At 49.6% G+C, this 23038-nt stretch carries 18 protein-coding genes; all 18 read right to left on the bottom strand.

The features are described from left to right. Positions 1 to 6: 6 nt before the first annotated feature. Positions 7 to 1938, bottom strand: coding sequence for a hypothetical protein (locus MJB10_RS17760; protein WP_314796819.1), 1932 nt, complete (start codon positions 1936 to 1938; stop codon positions 7 to 9). 12 nt (positions 1939 to 1950) lie between these two features. Continuing rightward, positions 1951 to 2862 (bottom strand): aldo/keto reductase, encoded by a 912-nt coding sequence (locus MJB10_RS17765; protein ID WP_314796821.1) that lies wholly within the window; start codon positions 2860 to 2862, stop codon positions 1951 to 1953. A gap of 12 nt (positions 2863 to 2874) precedes the next feature. Beyond that, positions 2875 to 3510 carry a hypothetical protein gene (locus MJB10_RS17770; protein WP_314796823.1) on the bottom strand — a complete coding sequence of 212 codons (636 nt, stop codon included), beginning with the start codon at positions 3508 to 3510 and terminating at the stop codon, positions 2875 to 2877. 435 nt (positions 3511 to 3945) lie between these two features. Next, on the bottom strand, positions 3946 to 5562 hold the full coding sequence (locus MJB10_RS17775; RefSeq protein WP_314796825.1) for a family 43 glycosylhydrolase: 1617 nt from the start codon (positions 5560 to 5562) through the stop codon (positions 3946 to 3948). Between the two features lie 56 nt (positions 5563 to 5618). Next, entirely contained in the window at positions 5619 to 5762 is a 144-nt protein-coding gene (locus MJB10_RS17780; protein WP_314796827.1) for an SDR family oxidoreductase, read from the bottom strand. Positions 5763 to 6111: 349 nt separating this feature from the next. Then, positions 6112 to 6774 carry a GntR family transcriptional regulator gene (locus tag MJB10_RS17785; RefSeq protein ID WP_314796828.1) on the bottom strand — a complete coding sequence of 221 codons (663 nt, stop codon included), beginning with the start codon at positions 6772 to 6774 and terminating at the stop codon, positions 6112 to 6114. 84 nt (positions 6775 to 6858) lie between these two features. Further along, complete coding sequence (locus tag MJB10_RS17790; RefSeq protein ID WP_314796830.1) at positions 6859 to 8943, bottom strand: DUF6259 domain-containing protein; 2085 nt, start codon at positions 8941 to 8943, stop codon at positions 6859 to 6861. Positions 8944 to 8963: 20 nt separating this feature from the next. After that, entirely contained in the window at positions 8964 to 9716 is a 753-nt protein-coding gene (locus tag MJB10_RS17795) for an SDR family NAD(P)-dependent oxidoreductase (RefSeq protein WP_314796832.1), read from the bottom strand. Between the two features lie 28 nt (positions 9717 to 9744). After that, entirely contained in the window at positions 9745 to 10905 is a 1161-nt protein-coding gene (gene dgoD / locus MJB10_RS17800; protein ID WP_314796834.1) for a galactonate dehydratase, read from the bottom strand. 61 nt (positions 10906 to 10966) lie between these two features. Beyond that, positions 10967 to 12028, bottom strand: a complete 1062-nt coding sequence (locus MJB10_RS17805) for an alpha/beta hydrolase family protein (RefSeq protein WP_314796836.1) — start codon at positions 12026 to 12028, stop codon at positions 10967 to 10969. Between the two features lie 231 nt (positions 12029 to 12259). After that, positions 12260 to 14182 (bottom strand): hypothetical protein, encoded by a 1923-nt coding sequence (locus tag MJB10_RS17810; RefSeq protein ID WP_314796837.1) that lies wholly within the window; start codon positions 14180 to 14182, stop codon positions 12260 to 12262. Between the two features lie 75 nt (positions 14183 to 14257). Next, complete coding sequence (gucD, locus tag MJB10_RS17815) at positions 14258 to 15724, bottom strand: alpha-ketoglutaric semialdehyde dehydrogenase GucD (protein ID WP_314796839.1); 1467 nt, start codon at positions 15722 to 15724, stop codon at positions 14258 to 14260. 37 nt (positions 15725 to 15761) lie between these two features. Continuing rightward, positions 15762 to 16640, bottom strand: a complete 879-nt coding sequence (locus tag MJB10_RS17820) for a fumarylacetoacetate hydrolase family protein (protein WP_314796841.1) — start codon at positions 16638 to 16640, stop codon at positions 15762 to 15764. Between the two features lie 62 nt (positions 16641 to 16702). Then, on the bottom strand, positions 16703 to 18205 hold the full coding sequence (locus tag MJB10_RS17825) for an extracellular solute-binding protein (RefSeq protein WP_314796844.1): 1503 nt from the start codon (positions 18203 to 18205) through the stop codon (positions 16703 to 16705). After that, positions 18198 to 19100 carry an SMP-30/gluconolactonase/LRE family protein gene (locus tag MJB10_RS17830; RefSeq protein ID WP_397386540.1) on the bottom strand — a complete coding sequence of 301 codons (903 nt, stop codon included), beginning with the start codon at positions 19098 to 19100 and terminating at the stop codon, positions 18198 to 18200. The genes MJB10_RS17825 and MJB10_RS17830 overlap by 8 nt, the downstream gene beginning before the upstream one ends. 36 nt (positions 19101 to 19136) lie before the next feature. Next, positions 19137 to 19898, bottom strand: coding sequence for an SDR family NAD(P)-dependent oxidoreductase (locus MJB10_RS17835; protein WP_314796846.1), 762 nt, complete (start codon positions 19896 to 19898; stop codon positions 19137 to 19139). Next, on the bottom strand, positions 19885 to 21978 hold the full coding sequence (locus MJB10_RS17840; protein WP_314796848.1) for a right-handed parallel beta-helix repeat-containing protein: 2094 nt from the start codon (positions 21976 to 21978) through the stop codon (positions 19885 to 19887). Before MJB10_RS17840 ends, MJB10_RS17835 begins: the two co-directional genes overlap by 14 nt. Before the next feature lie 9 nt (positions 21979 to 21987). Next, on the bottom strand, positions 21988 to 23016 hold the full coding sequence (locus MJB10_RS17845) for a mannonate dehydratase (RefSeq protein WP_314796850.1): 1029 nt from the start codon (positions 23014 to 23016) through the stop codon (positions 21988 to 21990). Positions 23017 to 23038 lie beyond the last annotated feature (22 nt).

The following is a 23038-nucleotide window of genomic DNA, read 5'->3' on the forward strand; positions in this document are numbered from 1 at the left end:
CCCCTACTACTGCCTGCCGCTCAACAGCGGATCAGTCGCAGACAGATTCGGCCAAGGCATGTCATAGCTCGGCGGATTCACATAGCGCTCCATCCCGATGCGTAGCTTGATCGAACGACCGGCCGGCAGACGGACAGCCAGCCATTTGCCCTCAACCGAAACCCGCTCTTCCACTTCGACTTGACCGCTTGCGCTAATTATTTCAGCCGTCGTGAACTGGTGCTCCCCGAACGTGCCCGCTTGCACGATGACGTTTTTCTCTTCGAACTGGTTCGTGTTCACGAGCTGAAGAGTCACACTGTCTGCTTCCAGCCGTTCAACAAGCGCGGACACTCCGCTCGGCAAGCCGGGACGCCGCTTCGCGCCATCGTAATAGCGTACCCGACCGTGCTGCAAACCTCCGTGCGAAATATGCATCGGACCGCCGAGGGTGAGCTGGACGAGTCCTTCGAAATAAATCGGACACACTTCCTGCCATGCATGAATGCTCGAGAAGTTGCCTTCGCTGTACAGATTGCTCCAGTTGCGCGGGTCGCCCTCTTCCGAGCGCATCCGTTCAAGTTGCTGAGCGATCAGCTCCATATTAGCGGACAGAATTTGCTCCGGATAGTTCGGATTCTCACCACGAATATAACGGTACCACGGCTGCGTATTGCCGATGTAATGCTTCGTCTCGCGACCCGTTTTATGATCTTTGCCGGATACGGTCGGAACGATCACTTCATCCCAATCGTGATCCTTCGGAATCCGTTCGATTCGCTCCAGATCCTCATCCGCCATGGACGTCGTCCACAGATAGATTGAGAATCGCGGCTGCGCGCCCTTCCAGTCCGTCCAGCCCGCATCGAATCGCTTATTCGGCACAACCCACTTGCCGTTCTCCTCGCGTCGCAAGCTCCAGTTCATGTCAAGCTGGGAACGAGCCAGATCCAGTTTCTTGAAATCTCCGGTCAAAAGGACGGCATTCATACATGCATTCGTAACACCCTCGATAATGGTTTTGAAGCCATGCGGCCATCTCCAGCCGTAATAGCCTCCCCACCACTTGCCGTCGTTGTACTCCCCGATCTCGCCGGACAAGCCGACGTTATCCGGAATGATTCCGCCGTTACGGCTGGTCCGTTCCTCCCATGCTTGGAGGTACTCGAGCACCCAGTCCCGTAACGCCTGATCCCCCGTATGCATAAACGCATTGGTCACGAGGCCCGTCGCATTCAGATTGAGCGGCACATCGCCGCGGTTCATCCTTTTGTTCATATAATCGAGAATATGAGCATAAATATCGTCGTTCGACCATGCGCATTTGCCGCTTGCAAAATCCACACCTGGAATATCCTCGTACGGAGCCAGGTAGTTGTCGAGAATGCCACGATGCGTGCTCCAATCTTCCTCGTTCACCTCGAAGCGAGGCCCCCGGCTTCCGGTAAGTGGTGAACGGATCAGGCGCTTCTCCTTATCATAGTTAGGCGTCAGCGGATCGTCGCCCGTATACATCTTCGCGAATCGGACGGCACGCTGCCGGTCCTTCAGCGTTGTTGGGCCAGCAAGCCCAAGGAAATACACATACAGATACCCTTCTCCGTGGTGCATCCAGTCGTAGTAGGCGTCAAACTCCCGCTCAATCTGGCCGTATTCGGTCCATTGCCAAGTTATGGCTTCCCAAATTTTGCGCGATAAATCATGCAGTTCATCGCTGCCTCCCAGCACGTATAGCAATGCCAGATTCATAAAGCCTTCATACGGGTCGTCGGAGCCGTCCATGCCCGGCCAGTCCTTGCGCCAGATGAGCGTCCCATCCGGGTGCGTGTACCGCTGCACAAACTCCTTGGCTGCTTTGTTCAACGTGTCAAACATCCATTGCTGCTGAAGTGCCCAAGTGGGTGCTACGATTCGTTCCTTCGCTTCGATTTGCGGTAATCCTTTCCACTCTTCACGCATTGCCGCATCCTCCTATTCATCGGGAAATAATAGCTTCTGTCCTTCAAAAAGCTCAAATACGCGCGCCTGATCGTCCGGTGCCAGGCCTTGTCCATCACAGTACGCCATATTCGTGCGCAGCATCTCTCTCGTAGAGGCGCCGCTTAGCGTGACATGAATCGCCGGCTGCGTCAGGCTAAACCGCATCCCCGGCTCGACTAATCCGTGCGGCTCTGTGCGCCGCAGGAAGCGAAGCTTCACCTTGCGCTCCTCCGCCGCCTGAATGATATCCGGCTTGAGAAACTTTGCCGGCGTATCGGCGAGCAGCCCCATGCCCAGCACACTGCCGTTGATAACGCCAATTCCATGCTCTTGCGTTAGCGGCAGCAGTTCGTCCTTCGCCGAATGATCGATTAGCATATACCGCACATAAAATTGAATACTGTCAAAGCGACCGCTTCGCACATACTGCATGAGCAGAGGTAATCGACGGGTAGAGATGCCGATGAAGCGAAGCTTTCCTTGTTCCCGCAACTTCTCGAGCGCGGGCAGCGTCTCCTCCATCACGACCTCAAACGATGTTCGCTCAGCGTCGTGAATTTGCAGCAGATCGACCCAGTCGGTCTGCAGCCGCTGCAAGCTTCCCTCGACCGACTCAATCGTGCTTCTGTAGCTGAAATCGCCATCAATCCCTACTGCCTTCGTCGTGAGCACAATCTGATTGCGTCTGCCTTCGCGCAGCGCCCTCCCGATTCTTCGTTCTGATTCCCCGTTTCCATATCTTACAGCCGTATCAATAAAGTTAATGCCTTCGTCAATCGCTTCATGAATCATCAGCTCGATCTCCCGCTCATCAACTGGGCCGAAATCGCCCGCAAGCGGAGCGCCTCCGAGACCGAGACGCGAGACCCGCAGACCGGTACGTCCAAACTCTGTATATTGCATGTCTTGTTCCTCCTATCGTTCGAGTGTAATTAAGTGCTGCATTGGGCTCCAGATGACATCGTTCGGCCATTTGTCAAAGTGCGGGTCCATCACTTCATGCCAATTATCCGGTGTCTGCCTGGTGGCGAGCTTGCCAAGAGGCTTATTCTCACTCACTACAGCAGGTGATTCACCGTAAGAGAATATCCATGTACCATGAAGACCTATTACATAGGTCTTGTTGAAATGCTCGGGCTTCTCCTCCTGCGCCTGATAATGATAGAATACATAGCTTGCTACCATGTCCGGCTTTAATCGCGCAAGCGAGCCCGACCGACGCTCGATGGTCCTCCCCGACCTCCAGGAATCGGGATCTACAGGTACCCCGTCATGAAAAATATCCGGCATCAAAGCAGAATAGCGCGGACCCTTCAGATAGGGCCACGGCTCCACATCCGTATTCACCACAATCGCCCAATCGAAAGCGGGATTGTGTACTACCATTTCCACATAAACGCATAGCACCCGATCTCGGAGAAACAGTGAGAAGCTGAGCAGCCCCTCTCCGAACCATTGGTTGGACGCCTTTTTGATCCCATGGATCAGTTTAAGTTGAGAATTTTCATCTAGAGCATTCTTCAAATATGAAATATACATTTGACGATCCATGATCACACCTCGTAATAAAAAACATACTTATCGTCTGTAGAACGGCCGAATTCATTATCCTGCAGCATTATGGTCCTGTTCCTCTAGCATGGGACAAATCCTTCATTGTAAAACTGATTTAATTGCTGTGCATTCATATCCATGCCTCCCAGCTAGTCATATATTGACATCATATCAAGTTGAATCGCGCTGTTCTATGAACTCTTTTAACCTGTTATTGTACTTTTTACGTCTTTAAGGCGCCCATGCTCGCATGATATACTGGCACTCATCAATCACTATTTATAAGAGGCAAGCCATGCAAAGTCATTCGGATGCCAGCATGAAGGAACAACCTGAGTCAGCTCTTCGGAACCTTCATATTTTCTCTGATGTTTTGGATCTCGTGAAGCTCCTTTAAGAGATATGAATCGTGATTGACAGCTACTTGTTGTTCTATTCAATGGGATGCGGCAACCCGCGATATATAAAATTTGTAAACAATGCATGCCCCTGATTCATCCCAAATACGCCCCGTGCAAAGAGAGCTATTCGCGGTGCTGTAAAGCATAAGAAACGAATCGCACTCTCTGGAAAGAGGAAGGATACAGGTAAATTCAAATCAAGTGTCTCCAGACTGCCCCCTTCTCCTTTCGCCCATTGGAACATACAATAGTCCGATAATGCATCTACTTGGAAGCGAAGCCGAATTGGATCTCCCGACGATCGTTCAAGCTTCTTCTGAAGCAGCGTTCTACGCTTGGCGTGCTCGAACCGATCGATCTGAAGAAATAGCCCTTCCTCCTCCTGATTCTCATTCAGCCGCTTAACATCGAAAGGAAGACCGGTTGTCTGGCCGAGCCCATTTCTAACGGACATCATCAGAAAGCCGTCTAAATCTCGATATAAGAGCATCCCTGCTTCCTCGCCGAGACTGAGCGGATGAAACCGCAATTCTGTTTCTGCAGTGAATCGAAAATGCTGCCAACGCCTGGTAAGAACCAAGGTTGGTTGAGGTGTCAACAGCATGTAGGGCTTACAATCAATCTCCAATCCCTTGTTGGTAAGTCGGAACCCTCTCTCCACCGGTAGACGTACCCACTCCCAGGTAGGATCAAGCTCCCCTGATTGAAAGGTATCCACGAAGTCAAATGTGAGGTGCGAGGGTGTAGGATCTTCGTCGATAATGTCAAATCTTTCAAGGGGCTTTCCACCATCCCCAATCACAGGCCACTCGTCCTCCGTCCAGGAAACCGGCTGCAGGAACGTTTCCCTTCCAAGCGGTGTTGAACCAACAGGCTCGAGCGTTCGTCCTCCGAGATGAGGAAACCACCACCGACCTTGGGGGTCCTGGATAAGCTTGCCATGTCCGGTTTTCTGGATTAACTTATTCGGGTCGGTCTGCATCAGAATCGGATTACACGGGCAGGGCTCGTAAGGCCCCCAGATAGAGCGACTTCGAGCAATCGTCACCCTATGCTCGAAGAACGTGCCGCCCTCCGCAAGGAGAAGGTAATACCACCCGTTTCGCTTGAGCACATGCGGGGCCTCCGGGGCTGCTCCCCCAGTACCTGGCCAAACCTGCTTTGCTTCTCCTAGGAGACGGGAACCGTCTTTGGCCAGTTCATGGATCCATCCTCCACCAAAAGCCAGATACCTCCTCCCGTCCTCATCGTTAAAAATCGATGGATCAATGAAATGATGGTTGAGTATGGTCCCGTTGTCATAGGGCCCCTCTGGCTTTTCCGAGCTAAACAAGATATTCGTGCAGCGGGGTTGGCCGTGGTAAAATGGCACCACGACCCAGAATCTGCCCTCATAGTAAGAAATGTCGGGCGCATACACACCGAAGGAATCGGGGACCGCAGTCAGATCAAGCTGCTCCTTCCGAGTGACGACATGTCCGATCGTCCGCCAGTACACCAGATCCCTGGAATGAAGTACATTGACTGCCGGAAAAAATTGAAACGTTGAGCACACCATGTAATAATCGTCGCCAACCCGAACAACGGACGGGTCGGGATGGTCGCCGGGCAGGATCGGGTTTTCTACCGTAATATGTTTTTTCTCCACTTCGAATATAACCTCCGTTCATCGTTCTCCAAGGTAAACCGCCTGCGCCTGTATACTTATCGCATATATTGCCCGTCATTCACATCTAGTGTTATTCCCGTGATGTACCTAGCTTCGTCACTGCATAAGTAAAGCACCGCGTTCGCTACATCCCCCGGTGCGCCAAGCCCCAGCGGAATATAGGCAGAAAGCTTTTTCATAATCTCTTCTCCCGCTCTATCCTTACATTCCTCAAGCAGTACCAGAAATCAAAGGCATACGGTAATCGGATCCGATGTCTGCATTGTAGAGGCAAACCTTGTTATGATCAATTATCAATATTCAGAACGTCTTGCAAAAATTAAGAAAACCATGCCGACACTCAAGATTTTAAACACGTCTTGAATTTCGGCATGGTTCTTGCGGCTCTGTTTGGAAGGGTACATATTCATGTCGCGGGAGTTTCACCTGCAGGCTCGTTGTAATGGGCATGTTATGTTGTAGGGCAGAAATCCAACAAAGAAAACAAATAGCCGGCTACCCTTCAAGGTAAACGGCTATTTGGCTTCATCATGTTTGATTACTCATTTGCTCCAGCAAATCGATCTTGGCTTTCGTAGCGTGATCTCTCGTTAAACGAACGGCTTGTTCCTTGTCACGATTGCGAAGTGCTTCAAGGATTCCGCGATGATCTTCAATAATGGATTGCACACGTTGCTGGCTGAAGCCGAATTTACTGCGCAAGCTAGCAATTAGACCCCAATGGCGGTTAATGATATCCAAGGCTTCAGGGTTTTCTGCCAATTGATTGATGCGATGATGCATCAGCGTGTTCGCAGTCAGTGCTCCCTCCATATTTCCTGCTGTAGCGTATGCCTCATATTGTGCTTGATGCTCCTCAATGAGACCCAACTCACGATTGGAGAGATTATCGATACCTCGAGAAACCAACATAGTCTCAATGGCAATGCGAATATCGTACATATTCTCAACGAACTTCTGATCAATTTTCCTAACACTGGCTCCTTTCTGCGGAAGCAGGGTAATGAGTCCCTCCCCTTGCAGCTGCTGCAGTGCCTCACGAATCGGCATTTGCGAAACCTCATAGCGGTTGGATAATTCCTGTATCCGAAGTCTTACACCGGGTTCGAACACACCAGTAATGATATCCTGTCGAAGCTGATCTCTTACCCTCGAATACGTCGCTTCATTAGATCCATTTATTGCATTCAAAACGTAATCCTCCGTTCCCTTAGCACATGTTTGTGATATTCCTATAGGTTATTGTATCAAATCAAGAAACGGGTTCCAAACATTTTATGCGAGCTGGTGTTGAAACAGGTATATCCGAAGGGTTTGCGGCGGAATCGGCTGTGAACAATCCACATCACCAGAATCCGCTTCGGCACAAACCTGAATCACCATACCTTCAGCCCACACCTTGCAATTCTTTGCAACTACATCAGGATTCCAGACAAGAACAGCCAGTTGCTTTCCTTCCGAAATGAACGAATTTGCCAAAAGTCCATCACCTTCTATAAAGAAACCTTCCGCATCCGTGAATCGGCCACTTCGCAAAAACGCTGCGTACTTTTCGGTAAAGAAAATCATCGTTCTTAAGTTAAGTTTTGCGAACTCTGGAGAGACGCTTTGCATCAACGCCAGGTCGGGCGGGTAATAAGCCACATCTTCATAATCTGCTTGTTGCGGAATTTGGTCATGACATAAATACTTTACATCCGGCTGATACCGAGTTTCAATCTCAAAACGAAGACCGTAAAAACAAGCGTAATTCGCATAGTATCGATCGAGCATTGGTGTCGAGTGTCGCTGAAGCATCGGCAACTCAGGAAACGTGTAGCGGTACAACTTAGGAAAACTGGCGGCTCCACTGAACATGTTATGCTTGGCCTCCGAAGGGGAAAAGCCCGAACCCCAACCATGCACATAGGTAATACCGTTATGCAATGTGTCGTGGATGCCTTCTGTCATTACAATGAATTCCGGGTTTATGCTACGCATATGGGCGGCTATTTCCTCGATCATACTTCTGCGCTCCTGCGTAAATGCCGTGGTTGGAGAAATGTGCCGATGCTGGTGGCTCGAACAGAAAGCGGGACCATATACGCCAATTTGATCGTACAAAATACCATCCGCCCCAAGTTCATTCGCTTGGATCGCTAGTGACATCATCTGCTTGCGCCATGTTTCAGATCCAGGACAAGCTTGGGCGAAAGTGACTGGCGTAGAGCTATTAAACTTACGGATGGAGCTCACTTGAGGCTCTTTGTTTTCTTTAAGCAGTACGGTATCGTTGCCTTGATAACGGTAAAACTCGGTGGACGAATCCATAATAACACCGTTTGCATAAAGGATGGTGCGCAAACCACGCTTCCTAGCTCTCACCAATGCTGCACGAATCTCAGGGACGCCCCCCATCAGAGGGTCTGGTATGTAATTCGGATATAGATAATCATGTCCGCCGTGCGCCCAGCCAAAAAGTCCAAGCGTATCCAAGCCGCGAGCTGCAGCAATTTCGCAAAGCTGATCAATACCATTGCGGTAGTCCCACATGACATCCCCGTTCTGCTGCTTAAGCACGGCCAGCAGCCAGCCCGATGATTGCTTGACCCAGGCTGGGGTGTCAAGGATGGACGCGACGGAATCGTACCACGAACGATAATAGCGGGAAGCCGTATGCCAACTTCCCTCATACCATCTGACGATTAGGGGTGGAGAGCTCCATGTGACCCCTTGATGGCTGTAGATATAATAATGGACCCCACAGGCAACTTTTCCCGCAATTTCCTCACTGGTTATCGTCAACTCCCTAGCACTCATTTCCGGATCATGTGATCCGAAATAAATCCCCCCCTGCGACGCTGTCAACGTGAACCATGGCATAGTCGCTCTTCCACTTGGATACAGCAGGGTTTGACTTCCCAAGCTCTTCAAGTCATCAAATCGCTGACCCAACCCATTCGGCAATAGGATTACTGATCCGCGAGGAAAATTAACGCCATTTAAAATGGGACCTCTTAGCTCCTTTACGTACCACTCCGGATGGTCACAGCGCAATCGAGTTTGGATATTTAGCCCGTCACCATCGGCAATGGTAATTTCTATCTGGAGAAATAGCATAGATAAAGGCTCTTCAGAGCCCAAATTGGCATAGGTCATGGAGATCCCATTTTTAATATTTTCCAGCAATGGTGCTGCACTCGTGCTCGTAATCGTCAAACTCTTGCCTGCCAACCAAGGCTTAGAAGGCTGTTGAAGGACAAGCTTCCACGACAAATACCCATCAAGGACAAGGTCCTGAAGCATCTCTCTTGTTGATCTTGCATTCAGTCGCCCATTCTCTGATACCGATAAAACTATGCTTCCCACTTCCAGCTTCATGCCGAGCCCCCCATTCTCCCTCACCTCATATATTGCCCGCCATTCACATCCAGCGTAATTCCCGTTACATACTTAGCCTCCTCACTTGCCAGAAAAACAACGGCATTAGCGACGTCTATCGGCTCACCCATGCCCATTGGAATGGAAGCAGATAACGTGCTGATCTTATCTTCACCCAGCGTCTGCTCCAACAGCTCGGTAAGAATAATGCCCGGAGCTACCGCATTGACCGTGATGCCATGGGGTGCGGCTGTTCTCGCAAGCGTCTTCGTAAAACCCAGCTGTGCACTTTTGCTAGCCGAATAATGGACATGACCGTACAATGCTCCTTGATGAGCCACCACGGAAGAGATCTGTATAATACGACCGAATTGATGCCGCTTCATCAGTTCCATGGCCAGCTGTGAACATAAAAAGCAGCTTGTCAAGTTGATATCAAGGAGCGACTTCCAACCTTCCAAGGTAATTTCATCGATCGTTTCATTACGGCTAGTGCCTGCATTATTCACAAGAATGTCCAATCTGCCATAGGAATCGGTAATCTCAGCAAACAGTCGCTTGACTTCATCCTCGTTGGAAACATCGGCTTGAATGGCTCTTGCTTCCCCTCCTAATTGCTTAATTTCCTCCACAACTGCTTTCATAGAGTCATAATGCTCATTGGAATTAATAACCACTGTTGCTCCAGCCTTTGCCAATTGCAGCGCAATGGCTTTACCAATGCCTCTTGACGACCCCGTAACCAGTGCGATCTTTCCTTGTAAATCAAACATGCTATGCCTCCTAACTAAGATTCCTCAATTAAAAATAATGAATTGCACCCGGCGGTCGTATTTGTGTCAGTTGACCTGTATAATGTCGTAAATCGTGCTGAATGTAAGGATGCTCCTTCAACGCTTCCACGTTCAAATCGATTCCTAGACCTGGTTCATCAGGTATGTACATATACCCATCCTCGAAACGCAGATTCTCATTCGTAATGTCCTTGCGCCAAGGTACATCCGTGGCCATAATTTCGAGATAAAAGAAATTCGGACTACAAGCGGCGATCTGAAGCGTAGCCGCATTGGCGATTGGACCACTTGGATTGTGCGGTGCAAACGGGATATGATGCGACTCGGCGATCGAAGCAATTTTGCGCATCTCGAGGATCCCGCCAGCATGACTAACGTCTGGCTGCACATAATCCAATGCCCGTTTCTCGAATACATCTTTGAAGCCATAACGTGTGTATAATCGCTCTCCGCCTGCTATTGCAACCTTGGATTTCGCTCTTACCTGCACTAGCGCATCCACATTATCTGGTGGTACCGGCTCTTCAAACCAGACCGGTTTGAACGGTGCGATCTCTTGTACGATCTGGATGGCCGTTGGTACATTGAAGCGACCATGACCTTCAATAAACAGATCAACGCCGAAGCCTACGGCTTCCCGTACGGCGCTAATGCATTGCAGGGCTAGATCCAACTCTTCATGAGTAATCGTCAAATAGGAATGACCGAACGGGTCCCACTTCATCCCCTTAAAGCCACGGGCAACGGTTTCTTTCGCCTTTTCAGCGAATTGCTCCGGTGTCTTCGCTCCAGCGAACCAGCCGTTGGCATATACTTTGACCTTCTCATGAACTTTGCCGCCAAGCATACGATACACCGGCACCCCTAGTGCCTTGGCCGAGATATCCCACATGGCCATCTCCACAGAACTTAACGCAGACATAAGCACTGCTCCACCACGCCAATAAGCATCACGATAGATGTTATGATAGTGAGCTTCAATATCCAAGGGACTTTTGCCAATCAAGTATCTTTTCAGTTCCTCAATCGCCCCTTGCACAGCATGCTCCTTATATTCAAGGGTAGCTTCCCCTACTCCGTGGATTCCCTCATCCGTGAATATTTTTACAAAAACAAAATTTGTACGATAGCAGTCTACCACATACGTCTGAATATCCGTAATTTTCATCGTCTTCTTCCCCCAATAAAAAATAATTATACATAAAATGTATCATATTTTTTAAAAAATATCAATTATTGTCTAACCAACTAAGACTACCGAGCAAATAAGTAAGCGATCTGCTCAGATGAAATTCGTGAGTGCCGTCGAACTCGATATAGTGAAGCTTCTCCGGTATACCCAGCTCCTCAAAGTACCTGGCGGCTTGAGAGATCACCCACCTTCCTGGCTCGAGCGGCTTGCCCTCGTCGAAAAGTCCAGCTTCAATGATACATAAGCGAGGGGCGATCATGGCAATCAACTGGTGGAGCACAATTCGGCTGCCAAGACGCGCGTGGAGATGGGAATAATCGTTTGGGTTCTCTACCACAAGTCCGCAAGAGCAGATGCAGAATTGGAACCTCGGCTCGAGCGCCGCACTGATCAATGAATGATAGCCTCCATAGGAAAGCCCGGCGACGCCTACCTCTCTGGACTGGATCTCCGGCCGGGCAAGCAGATGATCGAGTGATCTTCGCAGCTTAAACAGCTCGATAGCAGTCAAAGAAGTATTCCATTCGCGTGCTTTGTTCTCAAGTAGCACGCGGGATTCTGGTGGAATCGCCGTATCCTCCTCATCCGCGAAGCTGCGGAATGAATATAGCGGACAGAATACGGCAAATCCCGCCTGTACCATGCGCCGAGAGGCTTCGTTATAATTGTTCGGTTTCCCGAAGCTGCAGATCATCTCTGGGCAGCCCCCGCCACCATGCAGGTGCACCATCAGAGGATACTTCTTGGCAATGGTGCGAGGGAGCAAATAAAGGCCGTAACACTCAAGCCCATCTTCCACCTCGATATAGAGGCGATAGATGCTACTTACGGAGTCTTCCGCAACGTATTCCTCACGAGCAATCACTGGAGGAAGAGGCGAGGCGGTCAGTACGTCGTAGCCCATCACTCGCTCATAATATAACCGGTAATCAGTTAGAGAGGTCATATAGCCGGAGAGGCTTGAAGTGTCGGGGAGGAACAAATCCGCATTTCTCTCAACCTCCAGAGTCAGCTTGCCGGCGATATATCGCTTTAGTTGATCGTACTGCTCTTCGCGGATTTCTCTGGACACTCTATAGTCTTCCGAATAATAGCTCATGCTCCATTAAACCTCCCTACAGAAATTTTCTCCGTTCCTGATTTGTTACGGTCTTTCGCTGCTGTTAAATGTTTGTTTTCCCCTGCCTGTTTATATAAAGAAAAAGGATCAGGATAATCCCCGAACCTTTATCATTTTAAACCTTCATAAGTAAACAAGACTTGCAGTGATTGATCAAAACTTCGTCTGCACTCATCATTAATTGAATACTCGGGCATAAGAACGCTTCATTTAGTTGGTACGGCCTCGCAGGACGCCAGTAGGGTCGCTCTTACGATACTCGCCAGTCCAAGGAGTCTCGTAAGATGGCGTATTCACGTATCTTCGCATCGAAAGCTTCAGCTTGGCACCGCTGCCGCTGGCCAATTTCACATGCAGCCATTTGCTGTCTAAGACGCCCTGTCCACACAGATCGCCTTGGGCATTGTACATCTCATATCCGGTAAACTGGTGCTCCCCGAAGCTGCCTGCCTGAATGATGATTTCCCTGGACTCAAACTCCGATACATTGATCACTGTCAGCGTCATGTTATCATCTGACAAAGCATCTACCAATGCAGCGACATCCTGTGGAAGTCCCGGACGCCTCACGATACTGTCATAATAACGCACCCTTGCGTGCTGAAGTCCCCCATGAGATATGTGCATAGGGGCGCCTAATGTCATCTGCAGCAGTCCTTCATAATAAAGCGGACAGTATTCCTGCCATTGGTGAATACTGTTTGGGTGATTCCAATCCCAACTGAATGGATCGCCTTTTGGAGAACGCATTTTTTCCAATTGTTTGGCGATTAACTCCAGATTTTGCTGCAAAATTTGCTCAGGGTATCCTGTGTTACGGCCTCGCATGAACAAATACCATGGGATCGTATTAGCAATATAATGCTTTGTATCCTTGCCCGTCTTCCGGTTACCACCAGAAATGATAGGTATTTCGATATTCGAATAAATCTCGTTATAGGGAATACGATCTACTCGGGCCGCATCCTCCTCAGCCATCGAAATTGTCCAGAGGAAAACCGGGTACGTGGGACGCGGAACGCGGTAGTCCGTCCATCCGGCATCAAAATGCTTATGCGGTGTATGCCACCTGCCTTCGATTTCACACCCTAATTCCCAGTTGCGATCAAGCTGTTGACGGGCCAGGTCAAGCTTTTGCTTATCCCCAGTCAGCAGCACGGCATTCATCGAAGCATTCAATATCGGCTCTATGATCGTCATGAAGCCATGCGGCCAGCGCCAGCCATAGTAACCGCCCCACCATTTGCCATCGTTATACTCGCCAATCTTACCGGTAAGACCGATATTATCAGGTGTAATCCCGCCGTTCTGCTGAGTTCTCTCTTCCCAAGCCTGCAGATAATCAAGAACCCACCTCGCGTAATGCTCGTCGCCCGTGTATAGGTAAGCGTTAGTAACTAGACCCGTCGCATTCAGATTTAGCGGCACATCCCCCTTAGCCTTCCGTTCATTCATACGCTTGATAATTTCCGCGTACACCTCGTCGTTGGACCAAGGACACTGCCCGCTTGCAAATTCAACTCCAGGAATATCCTCGAATGGCGCGAGATAGTTATCCAGTACGCCCCGATGTGTACACCAGTCCTCCTCTGTCATTTCGAAGCGCGGACCCTTGCTGCCAGTGATTGGTGATCGAATCAGCTCCAGCTCCTGATCATAATTACCAACCTCTGCGTTACGTCCCGTATACAGATTGGCAAAGCGTACAGCACGTTGACGATTTTTCAGTGCATGCGGATCAGATAACCCTTGGAAGTAGAAATACAAACTGCCCTCTCCATGATGCATCCAATCGTAATACGCATCAAATTCCTCATGAATCTGGCCATATTGCGTCCACTGCCATGTCACCGCTTCGAACATCAGTCGTGATAAGCGCAGCACCTCTTCGCTCCCACCTAATGCATACAGTAAGGACAAATTCATGAAGGCCTCGTACGGATCGTCAGATCCATCCATGCCCGGCCAATCCTCACGCCAGATCAGCGTTCCATCCTCCCTTGTGTATCGCTGGACATATTCGATAGCTGCACGGTTTAATGTGTCAAAGAGCTGTCGCTCCATCAGTGCCCAACTCGGAGGCGACCAACGCTGCTCCACTGTAATCGTTTCTGCTAAGACGAACTTACTCACCAGGATATCCCTCCCTTAATTTCATGTGAACAAATGGTTAGTCGAATGCTCTGTGGAAGCATCGCGCTATCGGTGTCATCCCTTGATAAATACAGTCTTAATCGATGTAAAGAATTCGATTGCCGCTTGACCCTGCTCTCTTGAGTGCGAGCTGGACTGCTTCGTACCGCCGAATGGAGCCTGAAGTTCCACCCCAGCGGTCTCCGAATTAACACGAACTAAGCCGGCATCCAGGTCCTGGATGAAGGTAAGCATGTTTCCGATGTTCTGTGTGAATACGGATGCACTGAGACCAAATTCGGTGTCGTTGGCTAGAGCGATGGCCTCCTCGAAAGACTCGGCGCGAATCAATGCAAGCACTGGACCGAAAATCTCCTCCTGTGCAATCCTCATCCGTGAGCTAACATTTCCGAAGACGGCTGGTTTGACAAAGTACCCTTTCGTTAGTTGCGGCCCCTCGGCACGAGATATTGAGCCAAACATCAGCTCAGCCCCCTCTTCTAGGCCTTGCTGGATGTAAGAGAGTACTGTTGTTAACTGCTGTTCATTGGCACAAGGCCCCATCCAGGTTCCGGCGTCCATTCCGTTGCCTATGGTAATGCCTTCAAGCTTAGCAAGCAGCCTTTTCTTAAACGCCTCATATACCTCGTTCACAATAATGACTCTGCTTGTCGCTGTACATTTCTGGCCTGAAGAGCGAAGTCCTCCGCTAATGGTCGCATCAACAGCTAGATCCAGGTCCGCATCCGCCGCAATGATGATCGGATTTTTGCCGCCCATTTCCAGCTGATACTTGGCCCCCCTAGCTAAGGCTGCCTGCGCTACACGCTTGCCTACCTGGTTGGAGCCTGTGAAGGTAATTCCGTTCACATCGGGATGCTCCGCCAAGCCTTGGCCGACCAATGCACCACTTCCGGTAACCAGATTGACTACACCGGCAGGAAGGCCTGCTTCTGCGAAGCATTCGACCAGCTTCGCTGCAGTGACGGCCGTCTCTTGTGCAGGCTTAAGCACAACAGTATTGCCATAGATCAGCGCCGGCGCCATTTTCCAAACCGGAATCGCTACAGGAAAATTCCATGGCGAGATCACTCCCACGACGCCAAGCGGCACACGAGTCGTCAACATTAGCGCTTCACTATCCGTGGAAGGAATGACATCGCCGATCCTGCGCATGCCTTCTCCTGCGTAGTAGCGTAGAATAGCAATTCCGCGTGCTGTCTCTCCCTTTGCCTCGGCAAATGTTTTGCCCATTTCACGCGTCATTGTCTCCGCAATTTCTTCTAGTCGTGACTCTAGAACCGCTGCCGCCTTGATCAGCAACTCCCCTCTAGCACTTCCTGCCAATCGACGCCAAGACTTGGAGGCATCTTTGGCAGAAGCTACCGCACGGTCCAGATCCTCCTTAGTCGATAGCTGAACGTATCCCACGATCTCATTAATATTCGCTGGGTTCAGGCTTGCTGCCGTGTTCCCCGACCTAGAGGGCCCCCAGCCCCCATCAATATAGTTAAGATATGTTTTTCCAAGCTCAATAGCCATTAATCTGACAGTCCCCTCTATTTATTATCTTGCACTGCTATGCGGATTTCACAATATTAACAAGCGTTCCGATACCGGAAATCGCAATTTCGATTCGATCACCCTCGGCAAGACTAAATTCATTTGGCGGAACGATACACGTGCCTGTAAGCAATATGGTTCCATCCATAATTTCGTTGTCACGCGTAAGAAAGGTCACAAGCTCATCCAATCTACGCTTCAACTGCCCTGTTGTGGCATGGCCCTCCGTCACTAATTTATCGTTACGGAAAATCCGGCAACTAATTTGAAATGCGTATGGGTCCTCCACTGTGTCTGCCAATCGAATCGCAGGTCCGATGGAGCAGGACCGCCGCCAAATCTTTGCCTGAGGCAAATACAGCGGATTCTCTCCTTCAATATCGCGACAGCTCATGTCATTGCCAACGATATAGCCTATCACATGCCCATGGCGGTTCAGAACCAATCCGAGCTCTGGCTCCGGAATTTGCCAAAAGGAGTCACTTCGAAGGGAAACATAACCATTAGGACCTACGGTACGGGCTGGTGTTGATTTCAGAAAGATCTCAGGACGGACCGCATCATACACCTTGTCATAAAACGTGGTCATATCCATCCTGCCCTCAGTTGCCTCATAGTTACGTGCTTCTTTGCTTCGCTCATAGGTCACGCCAGCCGCCCAGACCTCAGGCGCTTGCACCGGCTGCTCCAATCTCAGCTGTGTCCAATCTGCTGCTACGGGACCTTGCCCTTGAATCTGCTTCTGGGTAAGTGCAAGCAAGGTGATCCCTTGCTCCTCTGCAGCTTTCACAAGATCAAGAAAGTTAAGGCCTTGAAGCGGATAAGCCTCTGTTTCTCCTGGTACGGCGGCCATTTTCCTTTCGCCTGCTCCGTTCAAATAAGCGATGATTCTCATAGTGATTGCGACTCCTTACATTGTTTTATAAGCTTTCTTAATATAAAAAACTAGGGTAACTACTACTTGATATTATTTTCTTTCTTATATATCTCCGTTGCCTGTTCGATCCACTTCGTACCGCCGGCATCCATATATTTTTTCTTATAACTTTCATACATCTGGTCTAAATTACCTTTTGAGGTGACGGCACTGGCAACGAACTCTTTTACAATGTCCGTCATGATCTTCCCTTGATTCAGCTCAACTTCTGGAATTTGGCGCAAATGTGGGTCTTTTAGTGTATTGTTCAGGGCGACTTGGATCCCTTCCTTGGTCACGTCATTAAAGTTCTGGAACTCCATTCCCTTCACACGATACATCAGGCCATAATAGATGGCTACACCTTGATCTGCAATCTTCGCGGGATCCGTGTAAGGCTCCAGCTTCTGACACTGTCCATTCACCATTTTATAATGCGTACCTTCCAATCCGCAGAAGATCAATTGGTCGCCCTCAGGAGAAATCAGGTAGTCCATTAGCTTCATGGCTGCAGTCGGATTTTTGGATTTGGAAGTAATGGAAACAAATGGTCCATCTTCATTGTATTTCTTGATTTGACCACCGATGCCGCCTGTTCCTTTAATAACAGTATAAGCGAATACTGGCTTAGGATTCTCGGTATAGCGTGCCAGCCAGTTCTGGGTCGTACCCGGCGGCTGGAAATTGAAGCTTCCCATATTTCCCGTCCAGAGCTTCGTGTACTCAGGAACACCTTTGATCGTTGAAAACTCTGGTTCGACAAGCCCTTCATTATAAAGCTTGTTATAATACTTAATGGCATCTAGAAACCCGGGCTGTAGTATCGCTGGCAATACTTTTCCATCGATATATTGTCCTCTCTCCCGGTTCCAATCCATAGAGATACCAAAGGCACCGAAAATATGATTGAAGGTGTTTGGATAATCCAGTGTTAAACCAAGTGGAATCGTATCCTGTTTCCCGTTGCCGTCAGGGTCCTTTTCCTTAAACGCTTTAAGAGCGATGTAATATTCCTCCAGAGTACCAGGCGTCTTCAATCCGAGCTTATCCATCCAGTCTTTACGTATCGCTAGGGATTCTCCACCGATGTCTCTGGCCTGCGGAATACCGAACACCTTCCCATTCACCGTAGCTGCACCCTTCAAATAGTCACCTTTATTCTCAAGAATGTGTTTGCCGTGCTGCTTCAATAAGTCGTCTAATGGAATGATCACATTGTTATTTGCCATTTCCACAAGCTTGGATGGGCTGTCATAATAAATGATGTCAGGTAGGTCGTTGCTGGCAATCATCGTATTCAGCTTGGTTTGGTATTCACTGCTTGGTACCCAAATCCACTTGGCTTGGATTCCTGTGCGTTTAGCCAACTCTTGATTGATCGGATTATTGTCCTCATAGTTGATATCACGAATGGACATGATGGTGACGGTTGGCGTTTCTTTTGACGCCGAGGCGTCTGTATTAGCTGTATTTGCAGCTGAACAACCCGTTAATCCTACTATCATCATACTCAATGCCGTGCTCAGTAATTTCAATTTACTCATTGCCATTGCCCCCTAAATGATTATTTATTTCCTTAAACTTGTAGCTAGGCTGTCCCTTGACGTTCATCTGAAGTCGGAATAGGTTTCCCGCATGCGGCTGATCCTTCAGTTCCAACTCTGTTTGCCTTCCTCTTGCGGTCGTAATATACAGCTCATTCAACTCGGGACCGCCAAACACACAAGACGTACACAGCTGCACAGGCAGTTGCACCTCTTCCAAGCATTCTCCCTTATAGGGGTTCCATCGGGATACACGGGAACCGCCCCAATGAGCAATCCACAACATCCCTTCCTCATCGACGGTCATGCCATCCGGAGCGCCAGGCTCAGGAATGACAATCTCCGTGACAACCTTCCCCAAGCTGCCCGTTAATAGCTCATACTCATAGGCAACAACTTTCATGGTCGGAGTGTCGATAAAATACATCACCGACCCGTCCGGGCTCCAGCCAAGTCCGTTGGAAATCGTAACCTCAGTAAGCATGCGATGAATGCTCAGGTCGGGATCTAACCGGTACAGTGCGCCTGCCCTCGGTGATTGGTCCATCGACATAGTTCCTGCCCAGAGCCTCCCTGCCGGGTCACACTTGCCGTCATTGAATCGGTTGCGGGGCAGGTGCGCCTCGGGAGCCGCCAGCCTTGACATCAATTGACCGTGTTCATCAACAGCATAAATCCCATCCTGAAGCGCAACAACCAAGCCGCCGCAATCACGGGAAACGACAGTGCCCACGTACTGATCGAACTGCAGGGTATCGTTGCGCCCTGAGGCCGGATGGAAGCTGTGCACCTTCTGCCCTAGAATGTCCACCCAATTCAGCAGTCCGTTTTCAGCATCCCAGCTGGGACCTTCTCCAACAATTGCTTTTTCTTTCAGCACAACCTCGAGTTTCACAAGACCCATCCGCCTTTTCTTCAACTTTGCTGGGTGTTACCCAAGGAATACGCCGCCATCTACTGGTATATCTGCACCATTGATCCATGATGCTTGAGCAGTTGTAAGGAAATAGATGACTTCCGCAATTTGCTCGGGCTGTGCCGTTTTGCCATCAAACTCCGTTTGCCTAAATCGAACTGCCCCTTGAGCTTCATTACCTTCCTTCTGAATGAACCATTCCTGCAGCAGAGGTGTTCTCGTACCTCCGGGCATAACAGCATTCACGCGGATACCATCTTCGCGCAATTCCTTAGCCAGTCCCCGAGTCATATGATTTAGCGCTGCCTTAAGGGAATCGTATACCAGATTGTTAGCTGCATTCCTAATGGCATTCATCGAACTAACGTTGATCACAGTCCCCTTACTTATTCTAAGCATGGGCAGAGCCTGCTGCGTAAGAAAAAAAGGAGCTTTTACGTTGACTGCAAATAAATGATCCCAGTCCTCGGGTACGATCTTATCTATGTGTTTATTGCATATCGCAGCCGCACAGTTTACAAGAATGTCCAGCCGATTCCATCTGTTCTGTACACGGCTGATGATCTGTCCAGGAGCAGAAGGATCCGATAAATCAGCAGGCAGGAACATAGCCTCCCCACCTAATTCCTGGATAGCTTGAACCATGAGCATTCCTTGCTCGCTGTCAAGCCCCGTTAATGCTAACCTGATTCCATGCTCCGCGAGCTTTAGGGCGGCGGCCTTCCCGATTCCGCTAGTTGCCCCAGTGACTAGAGCAACCGGCCTATCCACGGACATCCTGAAGCACTCCCTTCGGGACTCGGCTGCGAGGACCAGCATCGCTTAGGTCAAAGGGACGAAATCCTATCCGGATCGCGGGCGAGTCGTCCGTAAGCTCATACTCGCCGTTAACCAAATCCTTAAATCCAGGATCAGCCACGATGGAATTTCGATCATAGCCCAGACTCTGCCATGCATCCAGTGTGAAGACAGGCACACCGTGCTTTCCTTCCTTAAGGCTGCCGGTGGCGTCCTCCGTATGCCAGAATAGGTTCAAGTCGGCATACAGATTGTGCTTGCTGTAATCACATGCATAGCCTCCAGCGAAGTAATGCTTGCCTTGCGACAGCACGATATTGCGCTCGAAGGTCAAGTTGTTATGCGGATAAGCATTGCTCAGCGCTACAACGGCGTTGCCTCCCGAATACATAATATTGTTGCGAACGATATTTTCCTTGCCGTAATGCTGATGGAAGATGGTGTCGTTACAGCGATAGGCAATATTGTTCTCTATGATGATATAGGAGCTGCCGGCATCCAAATAAATAGCCCAGCCTCCATAATGTTCACATTCGATATCATGGATCACATTTCCGCGCACGTAGGTCCCTGGCTGAACGCCTAGCAGGTAAATCCCACCCATGTCACTCAGCACCTTTTGGCCCAAATGATGGATATGATTCTTCTCGATGAAGTTTTCCTTCGATACGCTCTCCGAGAAAGACCATACCCAGCCGCAGGAAATACCTGAATAGTACAGATCATGGATATGGTTATGAGCGACTCGGTTTCCATAAGAATGCTTAAGCAAGATCCCAATACTGCTCATATAGATGAGGCCGCAATGATGGATGTGATTATCGGTAATTTGGTGCCTGCCATTCCTAAGCGACACAGCACCATACGCATCTGTTCCTCCGACTTTTACACCCCCGCCTCCCAAGTCATACAACCTGTTGCCGACTACCTGTGTTTCGAAGCAGCCCTGTCCAAGCTCTATCGCATAGCCGCCACAGTGGCGAACCTCGCAATCGATGAGACCACAATCTATCGTACCCTCAAAGTGTAAGGCAGCAGAGACCATGTGCGCCCCCTGAACCGATCCGGCATAATCAATGTCCGGACTTAAGAAGGATCGCTGCGGTGGGGTGAGATCCTGCAAATTGACGATGCCATGACGGTGAGCGGCATGCTCGAAGACCAAGCCTTGGAATGTAATACGCTTTATATATTTCCTTTCAGCCGCATCTCCCTTTAGACTGATTAGCGTTTCCACATAGGGGGCATATACCTCCAGCTGATCCAACTGCTCCCCCTCCATAGGCAAATAATAAAGCTTCCCTGTCTTACTGTTCACATACCACTCGCCAGGCTCCGTCAATGCTTCGAATACATTCTCAACATAATACTTGGCGAAGCGATGATTATCTTCATGCTTTAGGGCAAATATACTTTTCTTGCTGCAGCTGACATATCGCTCTTCCTCCTGGAAGGAACGAACCGGCAAGCGTTCTTCGATCCAGTGATGCAGAACAACAGCCTCGATATCCTCTGCATTGGACCAGTTCTGAAAATCCCCTTCCTTACAGATGAATCCCCAGGTTCCATCGAACAATCCGACCGTCTCATCGAATCCCGGCACATCCTCGATCCAATAATATCCCTGCTTCGGAAGACGCGGGCGTTCCCTTCTGGATCCATTAACGAACAGCTGCTTAAGCTGCCAACCCTCATATTTCACCTCGAGAACATAGGTCACCCACACCTCCTTCCCATTCAATGTCTCCTTTTGCCACCCTTGAATTCGTTTGCCGCCATCAATAATAGGCGTTTCTCCTGGATAGGCTTGGAAGCTGACGCCGCCTGCATCCTGTTCTGTGAAAGCAAGGGTATGACGGAAGGAGTACCTGCCCTCCCGCAGGTAGACCGTGATTTCATCGGTTGGGCTGGTATTGCAGCGAATCTCCGCTGCTCTTGCCTTGGCCTTGTATACGGAAGCAAGCGGGCCATCCGTTTGATTTTCATTCGGCTCGGACAGTGTTCCTGACCAATGGTCGTTACCCTTTGGCGAAACAAATAGCGCTATTTGACTGTTCATATACCCTCCTTATTCGATAGGAATTTGACTAAACTTCATAGCCGCACGCAAATAGGCAATGGAATAGGCTACGGATGCATGCTCCCCTTCAATGTCGACCAACTTCGGGTAATGGTCAGGAATGACAGCGCCCTTAAATCCGTGCTGATCGTACAGCTTAAGCGCTCTTGGAATATCCACATCCCCCTCATCCAAGAGTGCTTCCCTGTAAGAGGGAACCTTTCCGTTGACATTGCGGACATGGGCATAAGCGATTCGGCCGCTCTTGGCAAAATGCTCAATGGATTCATAGATGTCATAAGGCATTTCTGTAAAGGTACCTTGGCAAAACTCCATCGCACAGTAAGGCGTATCGAATCTAGCGAAGAGCTCGTCGAAGTCCTGCGGAGAGATCAATACCCGGCCAGCTTGTCGGATCATAGAAACGGGTGGATCCTCCGGATGAACGGCCATAACCACATTGGCTTCTTCAGCTACCGGTAAAATTTCCTCTAGAAATGCATGCAGCCTGCCTTTCATTTCCTCCCGTGAAATCAGGCCGTGCCTGCCCTCCGCCTCAGGATCAACCACCATCCCCCAGGCCATGCTCTTCGGAATGGGCGTATCATCATACGGATAACGCTCCGGATCAAACACCATGATCTTCGCTTCTCCCCGCCCCTCGTAAACCATGGCCTGCCCGTACACGCCTCCAGCGGAGAAATTATAGCCCATAATGGGAATCTTGGCTTTGCCCATAGCCCGGATCGTTCTTTTGATATTCTCCATCTGCTGCTCTTTACCGGGAAGATCCATCAGGATCTTATACCAATGACGGGGGATAAAATTTTCAATCGCCTCGACCTTGAGCCCATTCTCGTTAATGTGCTTCACCCAGCGGCACAAGTCATCCTCGGACCAGTACCCCTCTTTCGCAGAGGGAAGGATGCTCACATCCGGCATGCTGCCTATGATATGCGTCACCCCGATCTGCCTGAGAAATTGCATATATGTCGTTCTTCCGATGTTATGGTCGAATACTCTATGTGCTACCTTCATGTCAAAACTCCTCTCTCTTTCA

This window comes from Paenibacillus sp. MBLB1832, assembly GCF_032271945.1.
Taxonomy (GTDB): Bacteria; Bacillota; Bacilli; order Paenibacillales; family NBRC-103111; genus Paenibacillus_E; species Paenibacillus_E roseopurpureus.

Excerpts from the sequence above, each read along its gene's own strand:
- MJB10_RS17845 (WP_314796850.1), bottom strand. The coding sequence starts at position 23,016 with ATGAAGGTAGCACATAGAGTATTCGACCATAACATCGGAAGAACGACA.
- MJB10_RS17795 (WP_314796832.1), bottom strand. The coding sequence starts at position 9,716 with ATGTTTGATTTACAAGGAAAGATCGCACTGGTTACGGGGTCGTCAAGA.
- MJB10_RS17770 (WP_314796823.1), bottom strand. The coding sequence starts at position 3,510 with ATGGATCGTCAAATGTATATTTCATATTTGAAGAATGCTCTAGATGAA.
- dgoD (WP_314796834.1), bottom strand. The coding sequence starts at position 10,905 with ATGAAAATTACGGATATTCAGACGTATGTGGTAGACTGCTATCGTACA.
- MJB10_RS17780 (WP_314796827.1), bottom strand. The coding sequence starts at position 5,762 with ATGAAAAAGCTTTCTGCCTATATTCCGCTGGGGCTTGGCGCACCGGGG.
- MJB10_RS17840 (WP_314796848.1), bottom strand. The coding sequence starts at position 21,978 with ATGAACAGTCAAATAGCGCTATTTGTTTCGCCAAAGGGTAACGACCAT.
- MJB10_RS17835 (WP_314796846.1), bottom strand. The coding sequence starts at position 19,898 with ATGTCCGTGGATAGGCCGGTTGCTCTAGTCACTGGGGCAACTAGCGGA.
- MJB10_RS17760 (WP_314796819.1), bottom strand. The coding sequence starts at position 1,938 with ATGCGTGAAGAGTGGAAAGGATTACCGCAAATCGAAGCGAAGGAACGA.
- MJB10_RS17805 (WP_314796836.1), bottom strand. The coding sequence starts at position 12,028 with ATGAGCTATTATTCGGAAGACTATAGAGTGTCCAGAGAAATCCGCGAA.
- gucD (WP_314796839.1), bottom strand. The coding sequence starts at position 15,724 with ATGGCTATTGAGCTTGGAAAAACATATCTTAACTATATTGATGGGGGC.
- MJB10_RS17790 (WP_314796830.1), bottom strand. The coding sequence starts at position 8,943 with ATGAAGCTGGAAGTGGGAAGCATAGTTTTATCGGTATCAGAGAATGGG.
- MJB10_RS17820 (WP_314796841.1), bottom strand. The coding sequence starts at position 16,640 with ATGAGAATCATCGCTTATTTGAACGGAGCAGGCGAAAGGAAAATGGCC.
- MJB10_RS17825 (WP_314796844.1), bottom strand. The coding sequence starts at position 18,205 with ATGAGTAAATTGAAATTACTGAGCACGGCATTGAGTATGATGATAGTA.
- MJB10_RS17765 (WP_314796821.1), bottom strand. The coding sequence starts at position 2,862 with ATGCAATATACAGAGTTTGGACGTACCGGTCTGCGGGTCTCGCGTCTC.